This window comes from Paenibacillus tabacirhizosphaerae (genome assembly GCF_040812395.1).
GTDB lineage: Bacteria > Bacillota > Bacilli > Paenibacillales > NBRC-103111 > Paenibacillus_E.
Genome location: NZ_JBFNXH010000004.1, coordinates 87,960 through 106,398, shown reverse-complemented (window position 1 = coordinate 106,398; position 18,439 = coordinate 87,960). Strand labels below are relative to the sequence as shown.

15 protein-coding genes and 1 riboswitch are annotated in these 18,439 nt (G+C 50.2%); of the genes, 13 read left to right on the top strand and 2 right to left on the bottom strand.

Features of this window, described 5'->3' with window-relative positions:
* Window positions 1-22 precede the first annotated feature (22 nt).
* The 6 genes from ilvA to ABRS97_RS08980 all read left to right on the top strand — a co-directional run bounded on the left by ilvA (window position 23) and on the right by ABRS97_RS08980 (window position 8,149).
* Window positions 23-1,279: a threonine ammonia-lyase IlvA gene (gene ilvA / locus ABRS97_RS09005; protein WP_367813061.1), complete on the top strand. Its 1,257-nt coding sequence runs from the start codon at window positions 23-25 to the stop codon at window positions 1,277-1,279.
* Between the two features lie 70 nt (window positions 1,280-1,349).
* Window positions 1,350-1,437: riboswitch (cyclic di-GMP riboswitch) on the top strand.
* 87 nt (window positions 1,438-1,524) lie between these two features.
* The gene (locus ABRS97_RS09000; protein WP_367813060.1) at window positions 1,525-3,060 is read left to right on the top strand and encodes a putative bifunctional diguanylate cyclase/phosphodiesterase; all 1,536 of its coding nucleotides are present in this window, start codon (window positions 1,525-1,527) and stop codon (window positions 3,058-3,060) included.
* A gap of 261 nt (window positions 3,061-3,321) precedes the next feature.
* Complete coding sequence (locus ABRS97_RS08995; protein ID WP_367813058.1) at window positions 3,322-4,395, top strand: BMP family lipoprotein; 1,074 nt, start codon at window positions 3,322-3,324, stop codon at window positions 4,393-4,395.
* A gap of 155 nt (window positions 4,396-4,550) precedes the next feature.
* Window positions 4,551-6,092 carry an ABC transporter ATP-binding protein gene (locus ABRS97_RS08990; RefSeq protein ID WP_367813056.1) on the top strand — a complete coding sequence of 514 codons (1,542 nt, stop codon included), beginning with the start codon at window positions 4,551-4,553 and terminating at the stop codon, window positions 6,090-6,092.
* Window positions 6,085-7,164 carry an ABC transporter permease gene (locus tag ABRS97_RS08985; protein WP_367813054.1) on the top strand — a complete coding sequence of 360 codons (1,080 nt, stop codon included), beginning with the start codon at window positions 6,085-6,087 and terminating at the stop codon, window positions 7,162-7,164. The genes ABRS97_RS08990 and ABRS97_RS08985 overlap by 8 nt, the downstream gene beginning before the upstream one ends.
* 1 nt (window position 7,165) lies before the next feature.
* The gene (locus ABRS97_RS08980) at window positions 7,166-8,149 is read left to right on the top strand and encodes an ABC transporter permease (RefSeq protein ID WP_367813053.1); all 984 of its coding nucleotides are present in this window, start codon (window positions 7,166-7,168) and stop codon (window positions 8,147-8,149) included.
* Between the two features lie 64 nt (window positions 8,150-8,213).
* Here ABRS97_RS08980 and ABRS97_RS08975 read toward each other — a convergent pair whose 3' ends face one another.
* Together ABRS97_RS08975 and ABRS97_RS08970 are read right to left on the bottom strand one after the other, a co-directional pair.
* Window positions 8,214-9,359 (bottom strand): hypothetical protein, encoded by a 1,146-nt coding sequence (locus ABRS97_RS08975; protein ID WP_367813051.1) that lies wholly within the window; start codon window positions 9,357-9,359, stop codon window positions 8,214-8,216.
* Window positions 9,360-9,528: 169 nt separating this feature from the next.
* Window positions 9,529-10,383, bottom strand: a complete 855-nt coding sequence (locus ABRS97_RS08970; protein WP_367813049.1) for an AraC family transcriptional regulator — start codon at window positions 10,381-10,383, stop codon at window positions 9,529-9,531.
* Window positions 10,384-10,577: 194 nt separating this feature from the next.
* Between ABRS97_RS08970 and ABRS97_RS08965 the strand changes: the two genes are divergently transcribed.
* From ABRS97_RS08965 to ABRS97_RS08935, 7 genes are all read left to right on the top strand, one after another.
* Complete coding sequence (locus tag ABRS97_RS08965) at window positions 10,578-11,759, top strand: galactokinase (protein ID WP_367813047.1); 1,182 nt, start codon at window positions 10,578-10,580, stop codon at window positions 11,757-11,759.
* 1 nt (window position 11,760) lies between these two features.
* Entirely contained in the window at window positions 11,761-12,747 is a 987-nt protein-coding gene (galE, locus tag ABRS97_RS08960) for a UDP-glucose 4-epimerase GalE (protein WP_367813045.1), read from the top strand.
* Between the two features lie 36 nt (window positions 12,748-12,783).
* Window positions 12,784-14,361: a UDP-glucose--hexose-1-phosphate uridylyltransferase gene (locus ABRS97_RS08955; RefSeq protein ID WP_367813043.1), complete on the top strand. Its 1,578-nt coding sequence runs from the start codon at window positions 12,784-12,786 to the stop codon at window positions 14,359-14,361.
* 721 nt (window positions 14,362-15,082) lie between these two features.
* A complete protein-coding gene (locus tag ABRS97_RS08950; RefSeq protein WP_367813041.1) occupies window positions 15,083-16,105 on the top strand; it encodes an acrylyl-CoA reductase family protein in 1,023 nt (340 codons plus the stop codon).
* A 3-nt stretch (window positions 16,106-16,108) separates the two neighbouring features.
* Window positions 16,109-16,966: a carbon-nitrogen hydrolase family protein gene (locus ABRS97_RS08945; RefSeq protein ID WP_367813039.1), complete on the top strand. Its 858-nt coding sequence runs from the start codon at window positions 16,109-16,111 to the stop codon at window positions 16,964-16,966.
* A 30-nt stretch (window positions 16,967-16,996) separates the two neighbouring features.
* Window positions 16,997-17,677, top strand: a complete 681-nt coding sequence (locus tag ABRS97_RS08940) for a GNAT family N-acetyltransferase (protein WP_367813037.1) — start codon at window positions 16,997-16,999, stop codon at window positions 17,675-17,677.
* Window positions 17,678-17,701: 24 nt separating this feature from the next.
* The gene (locus ABRS97_RS08935) at window positions 17,702-18,373 is read left to right on the top strand and encodes a GNAT family N-acetyltransferase (protein WP_367813035.1); all 672 of its coding nucleotides are present in this window, start codon (window positions 17,702-17,704) and stop codon (window positions 18,371-18,373) included.
* The last annotated feature ends 66 nt before the right edge of the window (window positions 18,374-18,439 follow it).

The window sequence follows — 18,439 nt, the reverse complement described above, 5'->3', positions numbered from 1 at the left end:
AAGGGAAAGGGTGTACAAGAGTATGGGTTATCCGAATCAAGTAGGTTTGGAAGATATCATTAAGGCGAACCACGTGCTCAGCCGAGTGATCGAGCCGTCGCCTTTGCAGCGCAATGAGCAGCTTTCCAATTTGTACGAATGCAACGTTTATCTCAAACGTGAAGATATGCAAATCGTACGCTCTTTCAAAATTCGCGGAGCGTATAACGTCATTCAAAGCTTATCCCCGGAGGAACGCGCTGCGGGTGTTGTTTGCGCAAGCGCAGGCAACCATGCGCAAGGAGTCGCCTACTCCTGCAAGCAACTCGGCATTCAGGGCAAGATTTTCATGCCAACCACGACGCCCAGACAAAAAATTGCCCAAGTGAAACTCTTCGGAGGCTCGTTTGTGGAAGTGATATTGACCGGCGACACCTTCGACGACTCCTCGGCGCAAGCCAGAGCCTTTTGCGAGAAGGAGAACATGGCGTTCATCCATCCCTTTGACGATGTTCGCACCATTGCTGGACAAGGCACAGTCGGCCTTGAGATTATGAATCAAATCCCGGAATCGCCGGATTTCATTTTTGCTACAATCGGCGGCGGCGGACTGGTCGCAGGGGTGGCCACTTACCTGGATAGCGTTTCGCCGCAAACGCGAATCATTGGCGTTGAGCCTGAGGGCGCGGCCAGCATGCAGGAATCTCTGCGAATGGGACAAGTCATGAAGCTTTCGACCATTGATAAGTTTGTCGATGGAGCAGCCGTTAAACAGGTGGGGCAGCTTACCTTTGACATTTGCAAAGAAAAGCTGGAGGATATCGTGGTCATTCCTTCCGGCAAAGAGTGTACGACCATATTGGAGCTGTATAACAACAATGCGATCGTTATCGAACCGGCAGGCGCGCTTCCCGTTGCGGCCCTTGATGCATATCGGGAACAAATTCGCGGTAAACATGTGGTTTGCATCATCAGCGGCGGCAATAATGATATCGATCGCATGCAGGAGATCAAGGAGAGATCGCTAGTCTATGAGGGGCTCAAGCATTATTTCATTCTCAACTTCCCTCAGCGTGCGGGAGCACTCCGTGAATTTCTGGAGGAAGTGCTGGGGCCGACAGACGACATTACGCGATTCGAATATACGAAGAAAAATAATCGGGACGATGCTCCTGCCTTAGTCGGCATAGAGCTGAAAAACAAGGATGACTACGACGGTTTGATAGAGCGACTCTCTCAGAAAGATTACGGCTACATAGAAATTAATAAAGATCCGAAGCTATTTAATCTACTCATTTAAAAAGAGAAGAATCTATTAGCAAACGAACCGCGAATATGCTATAGTAGACTGGTTCCTTTAATTTCCATATTCCGTAAAAAGGCAAACTTATCGAAAGGTAAGGACGCAAAGCTACAGGTCTAACGCTGTTATGCGGCTAAGGCGGCTGAGCTGCCGAGAGGTTGCACATTTTCCTGCACAGGTATACCTACGGCTATTCCAATTATGGAATAGCTTTTTATTATGAATTTTTGGGGGTAGCAAGCATGAGCAGCACGCAGTCGTCCAAATGGGTACAGCATATGAAAATGTATGCTTGGGTGTATATAAGTTTGATTGGCATCTGTGTGTTGACAGTGAATCTGCTTGTGGCTGCTTCCTTTTCGTATACGCCGCTTGTACTGGCCTGCATAATCGTCCAAATTCTCTTATGTCTCGTTTTTGCCTTCCGATTACGGTATGTATTGGTGATGAAGCGTCAGTACCAGGAGCAAAGCAATGAAATGACCTATATGGCTTATCATGATGCCCTGACAGGTCTCCCGAACCGCCGGCTGTTCGAGGATCGGTTGAACCAAGCGCTGCTTCACGCGCAGCGGAGCGGACAGATCGCAGCCGTGATATTCCTAGATCTGGATCGCTTCAAGAACGTTAACGATACACTTGGCCATGCCTGTGGCGACCGCCTCATTCATGATACCGGCCAGCGGTTATTGAATTGCTTGCGGGGAGTGGACACGGTATACCGCCAAGGCGGCGACGAATTCACGATTTTACTGGAATCGATTGCGAAGCCTGAAGATGTGGGTGTGGTTGCGACGCGCATTCAAGCCGCATTAGAGGAGCCTTTTCTGCTGCAGGACACGCAAGTTAGAGTAACAGCGAGCATGGGTATTGCCCTGTATCCGCTAGATGGTGAATTGCCTGACCAGCTCATGCGGCGAGCTGATGAAGCCATGTATGCGGCTAAGGAGCGGGGGCAGAATCGGTTTCAATTTTATGCTGCCGAAATCGAAGAGATGGTTGCCGGCAAGGCTTATTTGGAAAAGGAATTGCGCATTGCCTTGCAAAATGAACTTTTCGAATTAAACTATCAGCCTTACTACGAGCTGTCTACTCGTAAGTTAACCGGGATGGAAGTCATTCTTCGATGGTATACGGGCGAGCATACGAAAATACCGAATTTGGACTGGAGAAAAGCAGCGGAAGATACAGGTCTCATTGTACCGCTGGGGTTATGGACGCTGCGCGTGGCGTGCAGACAGCTAAGAAGCTGGCACGATGCGGGTTTTCCTTCGCTTCGCTTGACCGTCGGCATGAAGTCGATTCCGTTTATAGATAATGATTTTATGGATAAAATTACAAGTATATTGAAGGAAACAGGTCTGGATCCGAGCTGCTTGGAGCTCGATTTGACCGAAAGTATGAATTCGCGCAACGTCCAGGAGTTAGGCGAGAAGCTTTTTGAATTGAAAGAACTTGGCGTTCGCATCGTTATGGATGACCTATGCATAGGCTTATTTACGCGACGGGGCTCAGACGAAATGCCGATTGATCGCGTCAAGTTGGATAGAGCGTTGATTAAAGATCTCCCCGGAGATGAAGAGAATCAAGTGTTGGCTGAGGCTGTTATTCGAATTGCCCGCCGATTGAAGCTGAGCCTCATTGCAAAAGGCGTCGAAACGCGAGAGCAATTGGAGCATTTGCAGCATTTGCAGTGCACGGAAGTACAGGGAGACTTCCTCAGTCCTCCTCTGCACCCTAAAGAATTCATGGAACTTTTGAAGGCGGAAATGGGTTAGGCGAGGCTTGGAATTATTGACCACTGGTAGTATAATGAATAATTGCGTGTGGAACTCACATTGTTGATAATGACAATGACTTTATGTTAGCTTGTATGACATAACAATTATGCGAATTCCGGAGGAACCTACTTTTCTCCCATGAATTAAAATGATACAATTGTACATGCAAGGTCTTACATAATTTCGTTTATCGTGGTCATACTACGAGGTGGATTCCATGGTAAAGGTCAAATTTTAATAAATCGGGGGGTAATACAAATGAAGAAAGTGCTTTCTACAGCTCTTATGGCTGTAACGGTTACGGCAATGGCGCTCACTGGCTGCGCGAAGAAAGAAGAAACGAAACCTAGCGCATCTGCGACGCCAGCTGCTACTGCAGCGGCAACAGCTTCCGCAGCGCCTAGCAATAACAGTGGCAAGGATTTCAAAATCGGCATGGTTACCGATATCGGTGGCGTGAACGATAAATCCTTTAACCAAAGCGCATGGGAAGGTTTAACGTTGCTCAAGAAACAAACAGGAGTTAACGTGAAGAACATTGAAAGTAAAAGCGATGCGGATTACACGCCTAACTTGAATCAATTCGTGAAAGATAACTATAGCTTGACTTGGGGCATCGGTTTCTTGATGGGCGACGCTCTGAAAACGGTAGCTTCACAAAATCCGAATGCTAAACTTGCGATTATCGATAACGTTGTTGAAGCCCCTAACGTAGAATCCGTAACATTCTCTGAGCAAGAAGGTTCCTACCTCGTGGGTGTAGTAGCGGGTCTAACGACAAAAACGAACAAAATCGGTTTCGTAGGCGGCGTCGACATCCCGGTCATCAAACGTTTCGAAGCTGGTTTCGTTGCAGGGGTAAAAGCAGTAAATCCAGATGCGAAAGTCCAAATCAACTACACCGGCGCTTTCGACAAGCCTGACCTTGGTAAAGCGGCTGCAGCTACCATCTTTAACGATGGCGCGGATATCATTTTCCACGCATCCGGTTCCACAGGCAACGGTGTGTTCAACGAAGCGAAGGATCGTCTTAAATCCGGCAAAAAAGTATGGGTTATTGGCGTAGATAAAGATCAATCCTTAGAGTTCGGTGATGATGTAACCCTGACTTCCATGCTGAAGCGTGTTGACCAAGCGGTTGTGCGTGTATCCAAAGACGTCATCGACAACAAATTCCAAGGCGGTAAAGTGGTTGTGCTTGGACTGAAAGATGATGGTGTAGGACTTCCTGAAACTTCCAAGAAAAACGTTTCGGCGGATATCTTGAAAAAAGTGGATGAGTACAAAACGAAAATCATCAGCGGTGAAATCAAAGTTCCAGAAAAACCTTAATGCGAATAGCGCTTTAATCGTTGGAACATGAAGTTTGCTTTTGTTGACAAGGCTAGTTACATTGACTAGCCTTGTTCTTTAGTTATAAGAGGTTTTTTTAACAAAGTGGGCATTTTAAGATTGCCTCTAAAAAAATTGATCAGTAGGGTGATCCGATGAGTGAATTAACCCCTGTTGTTGAGCTTAACCAAATCACAAAACGGTTTCCAGGTATCGTCGCCAATGATTCTATTAGCTTAAAGCTGTATCATGGTGAAATTCATGCCTTGCTGGGTGAGAATGGCGCAGGCAAATCAACATTGATGAACATTTTGTTCGGCTTGTACCAGCCGGATGAAGGCTATATTAAAGTGCAAGGCAAAGAAGTCAGCATTGACAGTCCGAATCGCGCCATTGAGCTCGGGATCGGCATGGTCCATCAGCATTTCAAGCTGGTTCAGCCTTTTACAGTAACCGAAAATATTATTTTAGGCATGGAGCCTAAAAAAGGGATGAACGTAGATTACCGGACTGCTCAGGAAAAAGTGCGCAAGCTTTCTGAACAATATGGATTGCGTGTAGATCCTAAGGCGAAGATCGAGGATATTTCCGTCGGCATGCAGCAGCGTGTAGAAATTTTGAAAACGCTGTATCGGGGCGCGGATATTCTTATTTTTGATGAACCGACGGCGGTTCTGACACCGCAAGAAATTAGCGAACTGATGGAGATCATGCGCAATCTGGTCAAAGAAGGCAAATCGATTATCCTGATTACGCATAAGCTCAAGGAGATTATGGAAATTGCGGATAGCGTGACGATCATTCGCCGTGGCAAAGTGATTGATTCGCTGGAGTGCGCAAAGGCGAATCCGCAAATTTTGGCGGAGAAGATGGTCGGGCGGGATGTATCATTTAAGGTTGAAAAGAAGGACGTGGAGCTTGGCGAACCTGTGCTTCAGGTGCAGGATCTAACAGCGCGCAATCAACAGGGTCTGGCTGCATTGAAAGGCATTAATTTCGAGGTGAAAGCAGGGGAAATTCTGGGGATTGCCGGTGTTGACGGGAATGGACAGAGTGAACTGATTGAAGCATTAACAGGTTTACGTTCCATAGATAGCGGACGTGTATTATTGATGGGCAAAGAAATTACGAATGAATCACCGAGGGAGATTTCGGAAGCAGGCTTGTCCCATATTCCGGAGGATCGGCATAAACACGGATTAGTTTTGGATTTTTCAATGAGCGAAAACATGGTGCTGGAAACTTATTTTCACCCTGCATATAACCGAGGCGGATTTTTGAATTATGAAGCAATCGATCGCCATGCGGAAGCGTTGATCAAGCAATTCGATGTGAGGACGCCAACCATTTATAACAAGGCGCGTTCCTTGTCGGGAGGCAATCAGCAGAAAGCGATTATTGCCAGGGAAATAAACAAGAACCCGAACCTGCTGATTGCAGCGCAACCTACGCGCGGTTTGGACGTTGGAGCGATTGAATTCGTGCATCGCCAATTGATCGAGCAGCGCAACAAAGGCAAAGCGGTGCTGTTGATTTCTTTTGAACTGGATGAAATTATGAATGTCTCCGACCGGATTGCGGTTATCTATGAAGGTCAGATTGTGGGAGAAGTGCTGCCTCAAGAGACGAACGATCAAGAGATCGGTTTGCTCATGGCTGGTAGTAAGCGTACGGAGAAGGGAGCTCCTCATGAATAAAGTAGCGCGCATTTTTACAAGTGAATCGGCAGTGAACCCACTCGTGGCGATTGTGCTTGGTCTCATATTCGGAGGGCTCGTTATGCTGGCCGGAGGTTATAATCCAATCGCTGCTTATGGTGCGCTATTTTCCCGGATTTTCGGCAATTCGTATGATATGGGCGAGGCTGTACGTGCGATTACGCCGCTTATTTTAACGGGTTTATCCGTTGCATTTGCTTTTCGGACAGGCTTGTTCAACATTGGAGCCGAGGGGCAAGTTGTGATGGGGATGACCGGAGCCACATTCATTGGCGTGAAGGTTACGGGACTTCCTTGGATGATCCATGCTCCGCTTGCTGTGATCGTTGGAGCGCTTGTAGGAGGTCTTTGGGGAGCCATCGCCGGTTATTTGAAAGCGAAACGCGGTGTGAACGAGGTCATCACCACGATTATGTTGAACTGGATCGCATTGTTCCTCTCCAACTACATCGTGAATCAATTTCTTCTGGAGTCGAAACAGCAGCGTTCTTATATGATTCAAGATTCAGCTTCGCTTAGCATCACTTGGCTATCAGAGCTCCTTAATCATGCCAGAGTACATTGGGGTACGCTCATTGCGCTGCTCGCAGCTACTGCCTTCTATGTGATCCTGTGGAAAACGAAGATGGGCTATGAACTGCGCGCAGTTGGTCATAATATAGATGCTGCGAAATATGCAGGAATGAACGTGAATCGCAACATTGTTAAAGCCATGTTTATTAGTGGGGTTTTCGCCGGGCTGGCTGGGGTCTTCGAAGTCCTCGGGGTGTTTCACTATCAAGTGGTGGCGGCAGCATCGCCGGGCTATGGCTTTGATGGTATCGCGGTGTCCTTGCTGGGTGCTAACAATCCCATTGGAATTGTGCTCGGCGCGGCGTTGTTTGGCGGGCTAAGTTACGGTTCCGCAGGCATGAGCTTCGGCGCAGATGTTCCGCCGGAAATCGTTCGAATCGTGATCGGTTCGGTGATATTCTTCGTGGCAACCCAAGGTATTGTCAAATGGGTACTTATACCGTTCTACGGCAAACGCAAGAAAGAGGGGGCGTCGTAACATGGACCTGCTCACAATCATTAACTCGTTCCTAACCAAATTTAGCGAACTTATCAATACAACGCTTGTTTACTCCACTGCGCTGATCTTTGGCGCCTTGGGCGGGATATTCTCGGAACGCTCCGGAGTTGTCAACATCGGGATCGAGGGTCTCATGGTTTCCGGAGCTTTCGCTTCAGCGGTGGGGGCCTACTATGCGGAAGAAGCGAATATGGGAGCTTGGTCCCCGTGGATTGGGCTGCTGACAGCGATTCTGTTTGCACTGATTTTCGCGCTGATTCATGCTGTCGCGACCATTTCATTCAAAGCAAATCAAGTGATCAGCGGCGTAGTCGTCAATTTCTTGGCTGCTGGCGTTACCGTATATTTGGTAAAAGTTTTGTTCGATGGCGCTGGCCAAACCGAGACTTTGAATGATGTATTCTCCAAATTCGAGATTCCGCTATTGTCCAAGATCCCCTATCTGGGGTATGCGATCTTCACGGCGTATCCAACAACGTATTTGGCTCTGATTCTGGTTGCTGTCACGTGGTATGTGTTATTCAAAACGCCATTCGGCCTACGCCTTCGTTCTGTTGGGGAACATCCAAGCGCGGCCGACACGGTAGGGATTAAAGTAAAGCGAGTCCGCTATATCGCGGTATTGATCAGCGGGGCATTTGGCGGGCTGGGCGGGGCGACGATCACCCTGACGACGACCAGTACGTTCTCGCATAACACGATCTCCGGTCAGGGTTTTATCGCCATGGCGGCCATGATTTTTGGTAAATGGCATCCGGTTGGCGCGCTGGGCGCAGCTGTATTTTTCGGGATGGCGCAGGCGCTCAACAACTTCATGCGGTTGTTCGATTTCTCGAAAAATATTCCGCAGGAATTCCTCTACATGCTGCCATATGTACTGACGATTCTAGTACTCGCAGGCGCAGTAGGACGAGCCAAAGCGCCAACGGCGCTCGGGGAGCCCTACGATCCGGGTAAACGCTAAAATAATTAAACCATGCACATGCTGGGGGGATAGTATCATGTATCCCTCAGACGTGCATGGTTTTTTACTTAGTTGGAACTTCGGTTTTCATCAAGTAATCTGACACCCGGGCTGCGAGAATATAAGCTTCCGCACGGGTAAGCAATCGTTTCGGATGAAGGAGCCCCTCCGCATCCCCTTTCACCCAACCTAAGCTAGTTGCAAGGGCAAGCGAATGGATACCGTCTGCATCTGCCGTATCGGCTGTATCGGTGAAATGGAGATGAAGCTGGTCGATTTCCTCGCCAGTTACCTCGCGTGAAGGACCGTAAAGCTTGACGAGTTCATCAATCGCCACCCAGCGTTCGATGGAATCTTGGGAAGCGGTCTGGGGGACGAAGGGACGAGGAGCGCCAGCGGCTAGAAGAACTTTTCGCCACCCGTCCGAGTCCATAGGCTGATCTAAGCGTGAAATGGTCGGTGCATCGTTCACCAGGGTGGATGCAATTTGCTGGAACGTTTGGCGTTTGGGATAGCTGCGCAGTGCGCTTTTGACCTCATCGGATGACCAGTGATGGTCAGGCCAAAGCGCATCATAACCTACGGGCGGGCCATACTTTTGAATGATGCGATGCGCCATTGAAATTGCTTCTTGATTCGTTAGGGGCGCTTTCGGATGGAATTGATCCTTCACAGAGCTGTCTAGAATGCCTTCTCGGAATGCAATATAAAACAAGCCCATCTGTTTATCGCTGATTTGCGAAACGTCCGTTATCGTTTGGCGTGGGTCCGGATCATTCGCATCCCATGAAGCGTTCAATGTGTGCATCGACAATAATTTGATCATCCCTCCGACAGCGTCTTCCTTGCGAATTTGATTTTCAGTATTGAAGTCATAGACATAGGCTTGAAGCAATGATTGAAGCTGGTCTGCCTCCTCTGGAAGGCGTACAGATAATTTTAAAAGTGTCGCCCAATTCGGGATTGAAATCGGTTCTTTCAGCTTGAGGGTGTTCAGTACATCCTTGCTAAAGGTGTCCCATTCTTCCTTGGAGATAGGCGGCTGGCCGTTTGTAATCAACCTCTTTGCAGGAACAATCGATTGTTTGAATGGCGCTAACTCGTTATTGATCCAGTCCATATTCGCTTCATTGGCATGAACTGCCGCCGGGATCACAGCCGCCAGCAGAAGCGCAGTTAAAGCTGTTTGTTGAATGAATTTATGCATCAAAGAAACGTCGCCTCCTCATAAAAAGTCCAGTGCCTTATAAAGTTAGACGAAGAAAAAGTAAAAAAGTTCCATGATAAATAAAGCGCTTCCAAAAATGTTCCGTGGACAATTCCCGCTTAAGCTCGTACAGAGAGAGTTTTTGGCGCGTGGAAGCTTATGGTAAAATCAGTTACAAGGATTTGATCTGGTTTCGGTATTCGCTTGGCGATACGCCGTACCAGCGGCGGAATTGTTTGGAGAAATAAAGCGGATCATAAAAACCTACAGAGGCTGCGATTTGCTCAATGGTAAGCTCCAGCCTTTCCCGCAGCAGCAGTCTCGCTTTGTCTATACGCAGCTTCAGCAGAAAAGTAACAGGGGTCACTTTTGTATGGCGCTTGAATATCCGGGACAGATAGGCGCGGTTATAGCCCAAGCTTTCGGCCATGAGTTCAATCGTGATCGGCTCTGCGTATTGCGTAGACAGGTAATGGATCGCTTGCTGGACAATCCGGTCGCTTTCGCCATCCGCAATGATGCCGGGTTGTGTTGGAGCCGACAGGACTTCGCAGTATTCGCCGAGCAGAAGCTGCAGATAACCGCAGGCTTTCAGTTGAGCATTGGCTTTCTTCGTCCTCAGGGCCTGTTGGATATGGTGGTACAACACGGGAATATGGCGATTGCGCTTCATCGGAATGATGGGCAGGAGCGGATTGAACCCGGTGGAAGCAACAAGCGGCACAGCTCCGGAACCGGTGAAAGCAATCCAGCAATAATGCCAAGGATCGGCTGCGTCCGAGACGTAGCTAATGAGCTGCTCAGGCTCAATTACGAAGCTGTCTCCAGCGCCAAGCTCATGTTCTTGTCCATGACAGGAAAAGACGCCTTTGCCGGAAATGATATAGTGAATTAAGTGATAATCGTACACTTTAGGCCCCAGCCTATGTTCTGGTTTTGTCTGGCTTTCCCCGGCGAAGAGTACAATCAATTCGCGGTTCTGGACAGGCAGCGGATTAGAAACAACGAAATAGCTTTCCGGTTTCACCTTGGTTTCCTCGCAATCTCATCACATGGTCTAACATCACTTTAGCATACAACCCTCAAAAGTGAAATTACCAAATCACATTTATCCATGTAATGATAACATCCCTCCATAGCCAACATGACGTGCTTCTCTTATACTAAGCATATAAACAACCTTTTAAACACAATCTCAAATACACAAAAGGCGGTGCCAGCATGGCAGATTTGCAAGCGTTAAAAGACACATTTATTGAAATTTACGGGGATTCAGCAGCAACGATTTCGGCTTTCCATGCGCCAGGACGGGTGAATCTGATCGGCGAGCATACCGACTATAACGGCGGTTACGTTTTCCCGGCTGCGCTCACTTTTGGAACCACACTGTTGATTCGTCCGAGACAAGATCAATCGATGGGGTTCGCTTCTACAAATTTGCCGCTGCGCAAACAAATTTCCATAGATAGTTTGTCCTATGAAGAAGCTGACGATTGGATCAACTATCCGAAAGGGATCGTCGTTCACTTAGGCAAAGCGGGCTTTCCTGTTACGAAAGGCTACGACCTGTTGTTCCACGGCGAAATTCCGAACGGATCCGGACTCTCTTCCTCTGCTTCCATTGAAGTCGTAACGGCTTACGGCTTGCTGACGCTGGAAGGCCATCCTACGGATACAGTTCAAATCGCGCTGCTCGCCCAGCAAACAGAAAACCAGTTCGTCGGCGTCAACTGCGGCATTATGGACCAATTTGCAGTAGCGAACGGGAAGAAGGATCATGCGATTCTGCTTATGTGCGACACCTTGGAGTACAGCCATGTACCTTTCAAGAGCGGCAGCTACAAATTGGTTATTGGCAACACGAATAAGCGCAGAGGGCTCGTGGACTCGGCTTACAATGAGCGCAGAAGCCAATGCGAGCAGGCGGTCACGTACCTCCAGCAGCAATTCCCGGGCATTACGCTGCTAGGGCAAGTTAGTCTAGCGCAGTTTAACGAATATAAGCACCTGATTCCTGACGAAACTGTGCGCTGCAGAGCACAGCATGTTATCGAGGAAATCGACCGCGTGCTGAAGTCGATTGAGGTGCTGAAAGCGAATGATCTGGAATCCTTCGGCAAGCTTATGATCGGCTCCCATAACTCGCTTCGCGATCTTTATGAAGTTACGGGCGCAGAGCTGGATGCGATGGTAGAAGCAGCGCTCAAAGTACAGGGCGTGTTGGGTGCTCGAATGACAGGTGCAGGCTTCGGAGGCTGTACGGTCTCCCTGGTGCATGAGGACAGCGTGCAGACATTCATAGAGCAAGTAGGCAAAGAGTATACAGAGAAAACGGGACTGATACCAAGTTTCTACGTATGTGATATCGGAAATGGTGTTGAACAAATCGGGGAGGCGTTGTAAAATGGCGATTTTAGTAACAGGCGGGGCAGGATATATTGGGTCGCATGCGGTAGCCGAGCTGCTCGCAAAGGGCGAAGATGTAGTCGTTGTGGATAACTTGCAGCAAGGACATCGCGATGCCGTATTAGGTGGCAGGCTGTATGTCGGCGACCTGCGTGACGGTGAATTTCTGGATACAGTCTTCAAAGAAAACAATATTGACGCTATCATTCACTTTGCGGCGAATTCTTTGGTCGGCGAGAGCATGACCAATCCTGCGAAGTACTATCATAATAACGTATATGGGACACTTTGTTTACTGGAGAAAATGACGCAATACGGCGTGAAAAAGATTGTCTTCTCTTCTACCGCGGCAACTTATGGCGAGCCTGAAAATATTCCCATCCTGGAAAGCGACCGCACGCTGCCTACGAACACTTACGGCGAAACGAAGCTTGCCATGGAAAAAATGATGAAATGGTTCGATACCGCGCATGGCATCAAATACGTGTCCCTTCGTTATTTCAATGCGGCCGGCGCGCATGCCAGCGGTAAAATCGGCGAAGACCACAGTCCGGAAACCCATCTGATTCCGATCATCCTGCAAGTTGCGCTAGGTCAAAGAGCGCATATCTCCATCTTCGGCGAGGATTATGCAACCGAGGACGGCACTTGTGTTCGCGACTACATCCATGTCAGCGATCTTGCCAGTGCGCACATACTTGCCGTAGAGAAGCTTCGCCAAGGCGGCGAGAGCAACATCTATAACCTTGGGAATGGCAAGGGGTTCTCGGTTAAAGCTGTTATCGACATCGCCCGCGCCGTAACCGGGCATGCCATTCCAGCTGTTGTGGAGCCGCGCAGAGCGGGCGACCCGGCGGTTCTGATTGCTTCCTCCGAGCGCGCAAGAGCGGAGCTTGGCTGGAAACCGGCGCACGATTCGCTGGAAGCAATTATTGAGAGCGCGTGGAACTGGCATCAGAATCATCCCGGCGGTTATGAGAAATAAATTCATCGAAGGCTAGAGCAGAAAGGATCTGGGCAAATGGAACGGACATTGACAGCGCCGCAACATGCGGCGTTAACCATCGAGAGATTACTGCAGTTTGCCAAGCAAAATGGACTGATTGAACACCTCGATGTGTATACTTCTCGGAACAGCTTGCTGGATTTATTCGGGATCGCGGAGCCTTATCCAGGCGAGGTGCCGGCAGAAAAACTGGACAGCCCGGCAGATCTGCTTGAACAGCTGCTAGACAACGCGTACGAGGCGGGTTTGCTTCAGGACAACACGACCACGTATCGGGATCTGTTGGATGCGAAGATTATGGGGCTTTTAATGCCGCGTCCTTCGGAAGTGGTGCGTCATTTCTGGAATATGGCCAAGACAGTGAATGTCGAGGCGGCTACGGACTATTTTTATAAACAATCGATAGATTCCAACTATATACGCATGGATCGCATCCGCAAGAATGCGTACTGGCTGGCGGAGACAGGCTATGGCGATCTGGAGATTACGATCAACCTCTCCAAGCCGGAAAAGGATCCGAAAGAGATTGCGCTGCTCAAGACGCTGCCGCAAAGCAGCTATCCGAAGTGTCTGTTGTGCGCAGACAATCTGGGCTATGCAGGCCGCGTCGATCATCCGGCGAGACAGAACTTGCGCTTGATTCCTCTGGAGCTGGACAACGAGAGATGGTACTTCCAATACTCGCCATATGTGTATTACAACGAGCACAGCATCATCTTCCATGAACAGCATATTCCGATGAAAATAACAGCGAATACGTTCTATAGGCTGCTTGATTTCATTGATCAATTCCCGCATTATTTCATCGGGTCGAATGCGGATTTGCCGATCGTGGGCGGTTCGATTCTGAACCACGATCATTTCCAGGGCGGGCGCCACAAGTTTCCGATGGAGAAAGCGCCGAGCGAAACGGCCTTCTCGCATCCTGAATTTGCGGGTGTGAAGGCTGCAATCGTCAAATGGCCGATGTCGGTGCTTCGTCTGAGCGGTCACAACAAACAAACGCTCTTCAAGCTCGCCAGCAAGCTGCTTGACGACTGGAGAGCTTACAGTGATGCGGAAGCAGACGTTCTCGCTTATAGCGAGAAGGACGGACAGCGAATCCCACATAACACGATTACGCCGATCGCCCGTAACAATGCACGGGGCGAGTACGAGCTTGATCTGGTGCTGCGCAACAACCGCACCAGCGCAGAGCATCCGGATGGGATCTTCCATCCGCATCAGCACTTGCACCACATCAAGAAGGAGAACATCGGCTTGATTGAGGTTATGGGGCTCGCGGTGCTGCCGGGCCGGCTTCAGGCGGAGCTGGCGGATATCGCGGTGCTCCTGACCGGCGAAGCCGCGCGCAGCGAGACGATTCGCGAGGACGCGAATCATCCGCTGCACAAGCACGCCGCGTGGATCGAGGCGCTGCTCGCGAAGTTCGGCACGGCGCTAACGCCGGCCGAGGCGGACGCCGCGCTGCAAGCGGAAGTCGGCGGCACGTTCCTGGACGTGCTGCTCGACGCCGGTGTGTTCAAGCGCAGCGAAGCCGGGCAAGCGGCGTTCCAGCGTTTTCTTGCCGCATCTGGATTTACGCGGCAATAGGTATGAAAAAGAACCAACTCATGGCGTCCTCTGGGCGCGGAGTTGGTTCTTTTCGATGTTCTACCTAGGTCGGAGCAGCAGCTTGGGGAACACAGATGCCTTATGGTTGGATGATTCCGCTTACATTTCGTGTTCGCGGAACTGGAGTCCTCTATTCCTTTAACAATGCTTGTTTTGCGGGTAAAAGAAACGAAATAAGGGATCTACGATCCTCAACTCTAGCAAAAAGGGGATAACTAATCAAAATAAGGGAACGACGTTCCGCGTAGCGTAGGGGATTCTCGTTCACCTTCTCTCGATGGCACTCTCTCATTCGTACTCTCTTGTCACCTTCTCTCGATGGCACGCTCACGTTCGTAGTCTCTTGTTCGCATTCTCTCGATGGCACGCTCACGTTCGTACTCTCTGTTCAAGCCTTCTGTTCAGACCTCTCGTTCTGATCTCTCGTACGCATTCTCGTACGCACTCTCATGTTGCATCCGCCCCCATATCTCCATTGTTCTGGAAATGTTCGGCCGATGCATGTATTTGACTCAATCGATGTAAGCATTATCAAGCAGCAGATGAAGTCGTCATGCAGCATCACAACGCACGGTTAGGACTTGCGTGAGTTGGTCGAAAATGACGCCAGAGCGTAAATTTAGTAAACTGGTTGAGTGAGCGGAATCAGGTAAGGAGATATTTTTGATTTTTGGAGGACGAATCGTTAAGGAGGCGCAGAATGGACAGCTTTAGCGCGGTAATTGTGAATCGGACAAAGGAATCTTTTGCCGTAGAAGTGAAGGAACTGAGGGTCGATGATTTGTCGGCAGGTGAAGTGATGGTCCGGGTGGCGTACTCCGGCATTAATTATAAAGACGCTTTGGCTTGCAGCCCAAATGGACAGGTCGTACGGACGTTTCCCATGGTACCCGGCATCGATTTGGCAGGAACGGTGGTTGCTTCGACAGATACCCGCTATCGTGAAGGAGACGAGGTGCTCGTCACCAGCTATGAGCTGGGCACGGGGCGCTATGGCGGGTTTAGCGACTACGCGCGCGTTCCGGGCGATTGGGTCGTTCCGCTGCCGCAAGGATTGACGCATCGCGAGGCGATGATTCTGGGTACAGCCGGATTCACGGCGGCTCTTTCTATTCATCGGCTGGAGGAAAACGGGCTTCACCGCGATCAGGGCCCCGTCCTTGTTCGTGGCGCAACTGGAGGCGTGGGAAGCAGCAGTGTGTCTATGCTTGCGGGTCTTGGCTATGAAGTCGAGGCGAGTACGGGGAAGGCGGCCGACCACGCTTATTTAACGGAACTTGGCGCAGCGCGCGTGTTGACGAGGGAGGAGTTGTCTCCTGAAAGCAGCAAGCCGATTGACAAAGAATACTGGTCTGGCGCCATCGATCCCGTGGGTGGCAGTTCCCTTTCCTATGTATTGAGTAAATTAAAATACGGGGGCTCTGTGGCCCTAAGCGGCCTCACAGGAGGCGCGGGATTCACGGCTTCCGTGTTTCCTTTCATCCTTCGCGGCGTGAATGTACTGGGTATCGACTCCGTGTACTATCCGATGGCTGACCGAAAGCGGTTATGGGAGCGCTTGGCATCTGATCTCAAACCGGCTGACCTAGAGAAGACGGTATTCAAAGAAATAAGGCTGGACAGCGTGGCTGACGCAGTTGGGGAAGTGCTGCGCGGGCAGGTTAGAGGCCGAATATTAGTGCGCCTGAACGACTTGGTGAACGATGAGGTAAAGGGGAAATAGACGATGAAAATGAGAGTTTCCGCGGTGCAATATCACCTGCATACGATACATAGCTTTGAGGAATTTGCCGCGCAGGTGGAGCATTATGTGAAGACAGCGCAGGAATTTGAGTCGGATTTTGTGCTGTTTCCGGAGTTGTTTACGACACAGCTGATGTCGATTGGCGATGGGACCGGCAAGGCGCTATCGATCGAAGCATTGCCCGCATTCACAGAGCGGTACCGTGCGTTGTTCCAAGGCTTGGCGGCGCAAACGGGCATGCATTTGATTGGCGGCACGCATATTACATCGGAAGGCGGCAAATTGTATAACACCGCGCATTTATTTTACCCGGATGGACGCATTGCGGAGCAAAAGAAGCTGCATATCACGCCTACGGAAGTGAAGGAATGGAATATGGGCGCTGGCGACAGCTTGCAGGTGTTCGATACGGATAAAGGGCGCATCGCCATTCTGGTGTGCTACGATGTGGAATTTCCGGAAATCGTGCGGATGGCCAGAGCACGCGGAGCCGATGTCTTGTTCGCTCCTTCCTGCACGGATGACCGGCACGGTTTCCATCGTGTTCGCTATACCTGCCATGCGAGAACAATCGAAAATCAAATCTACGTCGTGACGACCGGTACGGTCGGTGCGCTGCCGACGGTTGATTTCATGCGAGGGAACTTCGGGCAGGCGGCGGTGATCACGCCCAATGACGTGCCTTTTCCTCCAAAAGGGATTTTGGTGGAAGGTGAAATCAACGGCGATATGGTCGTGACGGCCGATCTGGACTTGGAACTGCTTGCATTGGTTCGTGAAAAGGGTTCCGTCACCACGTGGCGTGACCGCAGAACGGATTTGTATACCGACTGGTCCTAACAGGTTGAGGGAAAGGGAAGGGAAAGGCTCATGAATTCGCTTTATTTCAAGCAACTGTATGTCTTTGATGGAGACAAACCGGTTGCGGCTATTGTTCGTAACTATACAAGCTCAGACTTTGAAGGGCTTATCCGTGTGCAGCAGGAAAGCTTTCCCCCTCCTTTTCCATCCGAGCTTTGGTGGAACGAGGAACAGCTTCGCGAGCACGTCACTCGCTTTCCCGAGGGGGCGCTGTGCGTCGAAATCGACGGCGAAATTGCTGGGTCTATCACTGGACTTCGCGTGCAGTATGATCCGCTGCATGCGTCCGATCACAGCTGGTCGACACTGACGGACGATGGATATATTCGAACCCATCAGCCGGATGGGGACACGCTCTACATCGTAGATATTTGTATTCGTCCCGTTTACCGGAAACTTGGCCTTGGGAAATGGCTGATGCAATCGATGTACGAGGTTGTCGTTCAGTTGGGGTTGATTAGACTGCTGGGCGGCGGGCGCATGCCCGGCTATCACAGGGTTGCCGCCTCAATGAGCATCGAGGCTTACGCGAAGGCTGTTATGGATGGCAGTTTGAAAGATCCTGTCATCACATTTCTGCTGCGCTGCGGGCGGACACCTGTGCAGGTTGTTCCGAATTATTTGGAGGATGAGGAATCCCGCAACTACGCTTTACTGATGGAGTGGCGCAATCCGTTTGTATGCCGTTAAAACGAAAGGGGCGATAGAGGAGCTATGGACTATATCCGTATAACAAATATTGAGCATCCGCTGTTCCGTGCGATGCATGATTTGATGAAAGAGGTGTTTCCGCCAGAGGAAGTGCTGGAGTTCTCTCTTTGGAAAGAACCGCTGGAGGACCCGGGCATAAGAGTGTTCGTTGCTGTGCATGAAGGCAAAGTTGTTGGAACGACGGAGTATCGCTACTATGATGATTTCCAAGTGGCGATGACTGATTTCACAATTATTGGGCAAGCCGGTCTCGGCATCGGACGATTCCTGGCCCGCAAGCGCTGGGAAGATCTGGAGGCGCTGGCTGCTGCATCGGGTAAGGAGATGCTGGGCATGTTCGCTGAAATTTACGATCCGTATCGGATCCAGGATCACGCCTTTGGCGGTGTAAAACCTATGGATCCGTTCGTCCGTCGCGAGGTGCTGTCGCATTTGGGCTATAAACGGTTGGACTTCCCTTATGTCCACCCGTCCTGGGAAAATAACGGGGAAGCGGTCGACGAGCTCGATCTCTGCTTCCTGCCAACGGACGAGGCGCGTGCACAGATTCCCGCACAGCTCGTCGCAGCGTTCTTGACGCGTTACTACGCGGTTCTGGCGAATAAGCCAGCCAAGTGGGACGCGATGGTGGAAGAGCTGAAGCAGCGTGAAAGCGTAGCGCTGCTGCCGATCTAGTGAGTGAGCTGCCGGGCATGCCGGCAGCTTTATTTGGCGAAAAGATGAATATACACATTTAATAGC

What these genes read in the sequence shown, in the direction of transcription:
- ABRS97_RS08990 (WP_367813056.1), top strand. Translation starts at nt 4,551, where the DNA reads ATGAGTGAATTAACCCCTGTTGTTGAGCTTAACCAAATCACAAAACGG.
- ABRS97_RS08980 (WP_367813053.1), top strand. Translation starts at nt 7,166, where the DNA reads ATGGACCTGCTCACAATCATTAACTCGTTCCTAACCAAATTTAGCGAA.
- ilvA (WP_367813061.1), top strand. Translation starts at nt 23, where the DNA reads ATGGGTTATCCGAATCAAGTAGGTTTGGAAGATATCATTAAGGCGAAC.
- ABRS97_RS08950 (WP_367813041.1), top strand. Translation starts at nt 15,083, where the DNA reads ATGGACAGCTTTAGCGCGGTAATTGTGAATCGGACAAAGGAATCTTTT.
- galE (WP_367813045.1), top strand. Translation starts at nt 11,761, where the DNA reads ATGGCGATTTTAGTAACAGGCGGGGCAGGATATATTGGGTCGCATGCG.
- ABRS97_RS08955 (WP_367813043.1), top strand. Translation starts at nt 12,784, where the DNA reads ATGGAACGGACATTGACAGCGCCGCAACATGCGGCGTTAACCATCGAG.
- ABRS97_RS08940 (WP_367813037.1), top strand. Translation starts at nt 16,997, where the DNA reads ATGAATTCGCTTTATTTCAAGCAACTGTATGTCTTTGATGGAGACAAA.
- ABRS97_RS08935 (WP_367813035.1), top strand. Translation starts at nt 17,702, where the DNA reads ATGGACTATATCCGTATAACAAATATTGAGCATCCGCTGTTCCGTGCG.
- ABRS97_RS08945 (WP_367813039.1), top strand. Translation starts at nt 16,109, where the DNA reads ATGAAAATGAGAGTTTCCGCGGTGCAATATCACCTGCATACGATACAT.
- ABRS97_RS08985 (WP_367813054.1), top strand. Translation starts at nt 6,085, where the DNA reads ATGAATAAAGTAGCGCGCATTTTTACAAGTGAATCGGCAGTGAACCCA.
- ABRS97_RS08995 (WP_367813058.1), top strand. Translation starts at nt 3,322, where the DNA reads ATGAAGAAAGTGCTTTCTACAGCTCTTATGGCTGTAACGGTTACGGCA.
- ABRS97_RS08965 (WP_367813047.1), top strand. Translation starts at nt 10,578, where the DNA reads ATGGCAGATTTGCAAGCGTTAAAAGACACATTTATTGAAATTTACGGG.
- ABRS97_RS09000 (WP_367813060.1), top strand. Translation starts at nt 1,525, where the DNA reads ATGAGCAGCACGCAGTCGTCCAAATGGGTACAGCATATGAAAATGTAT.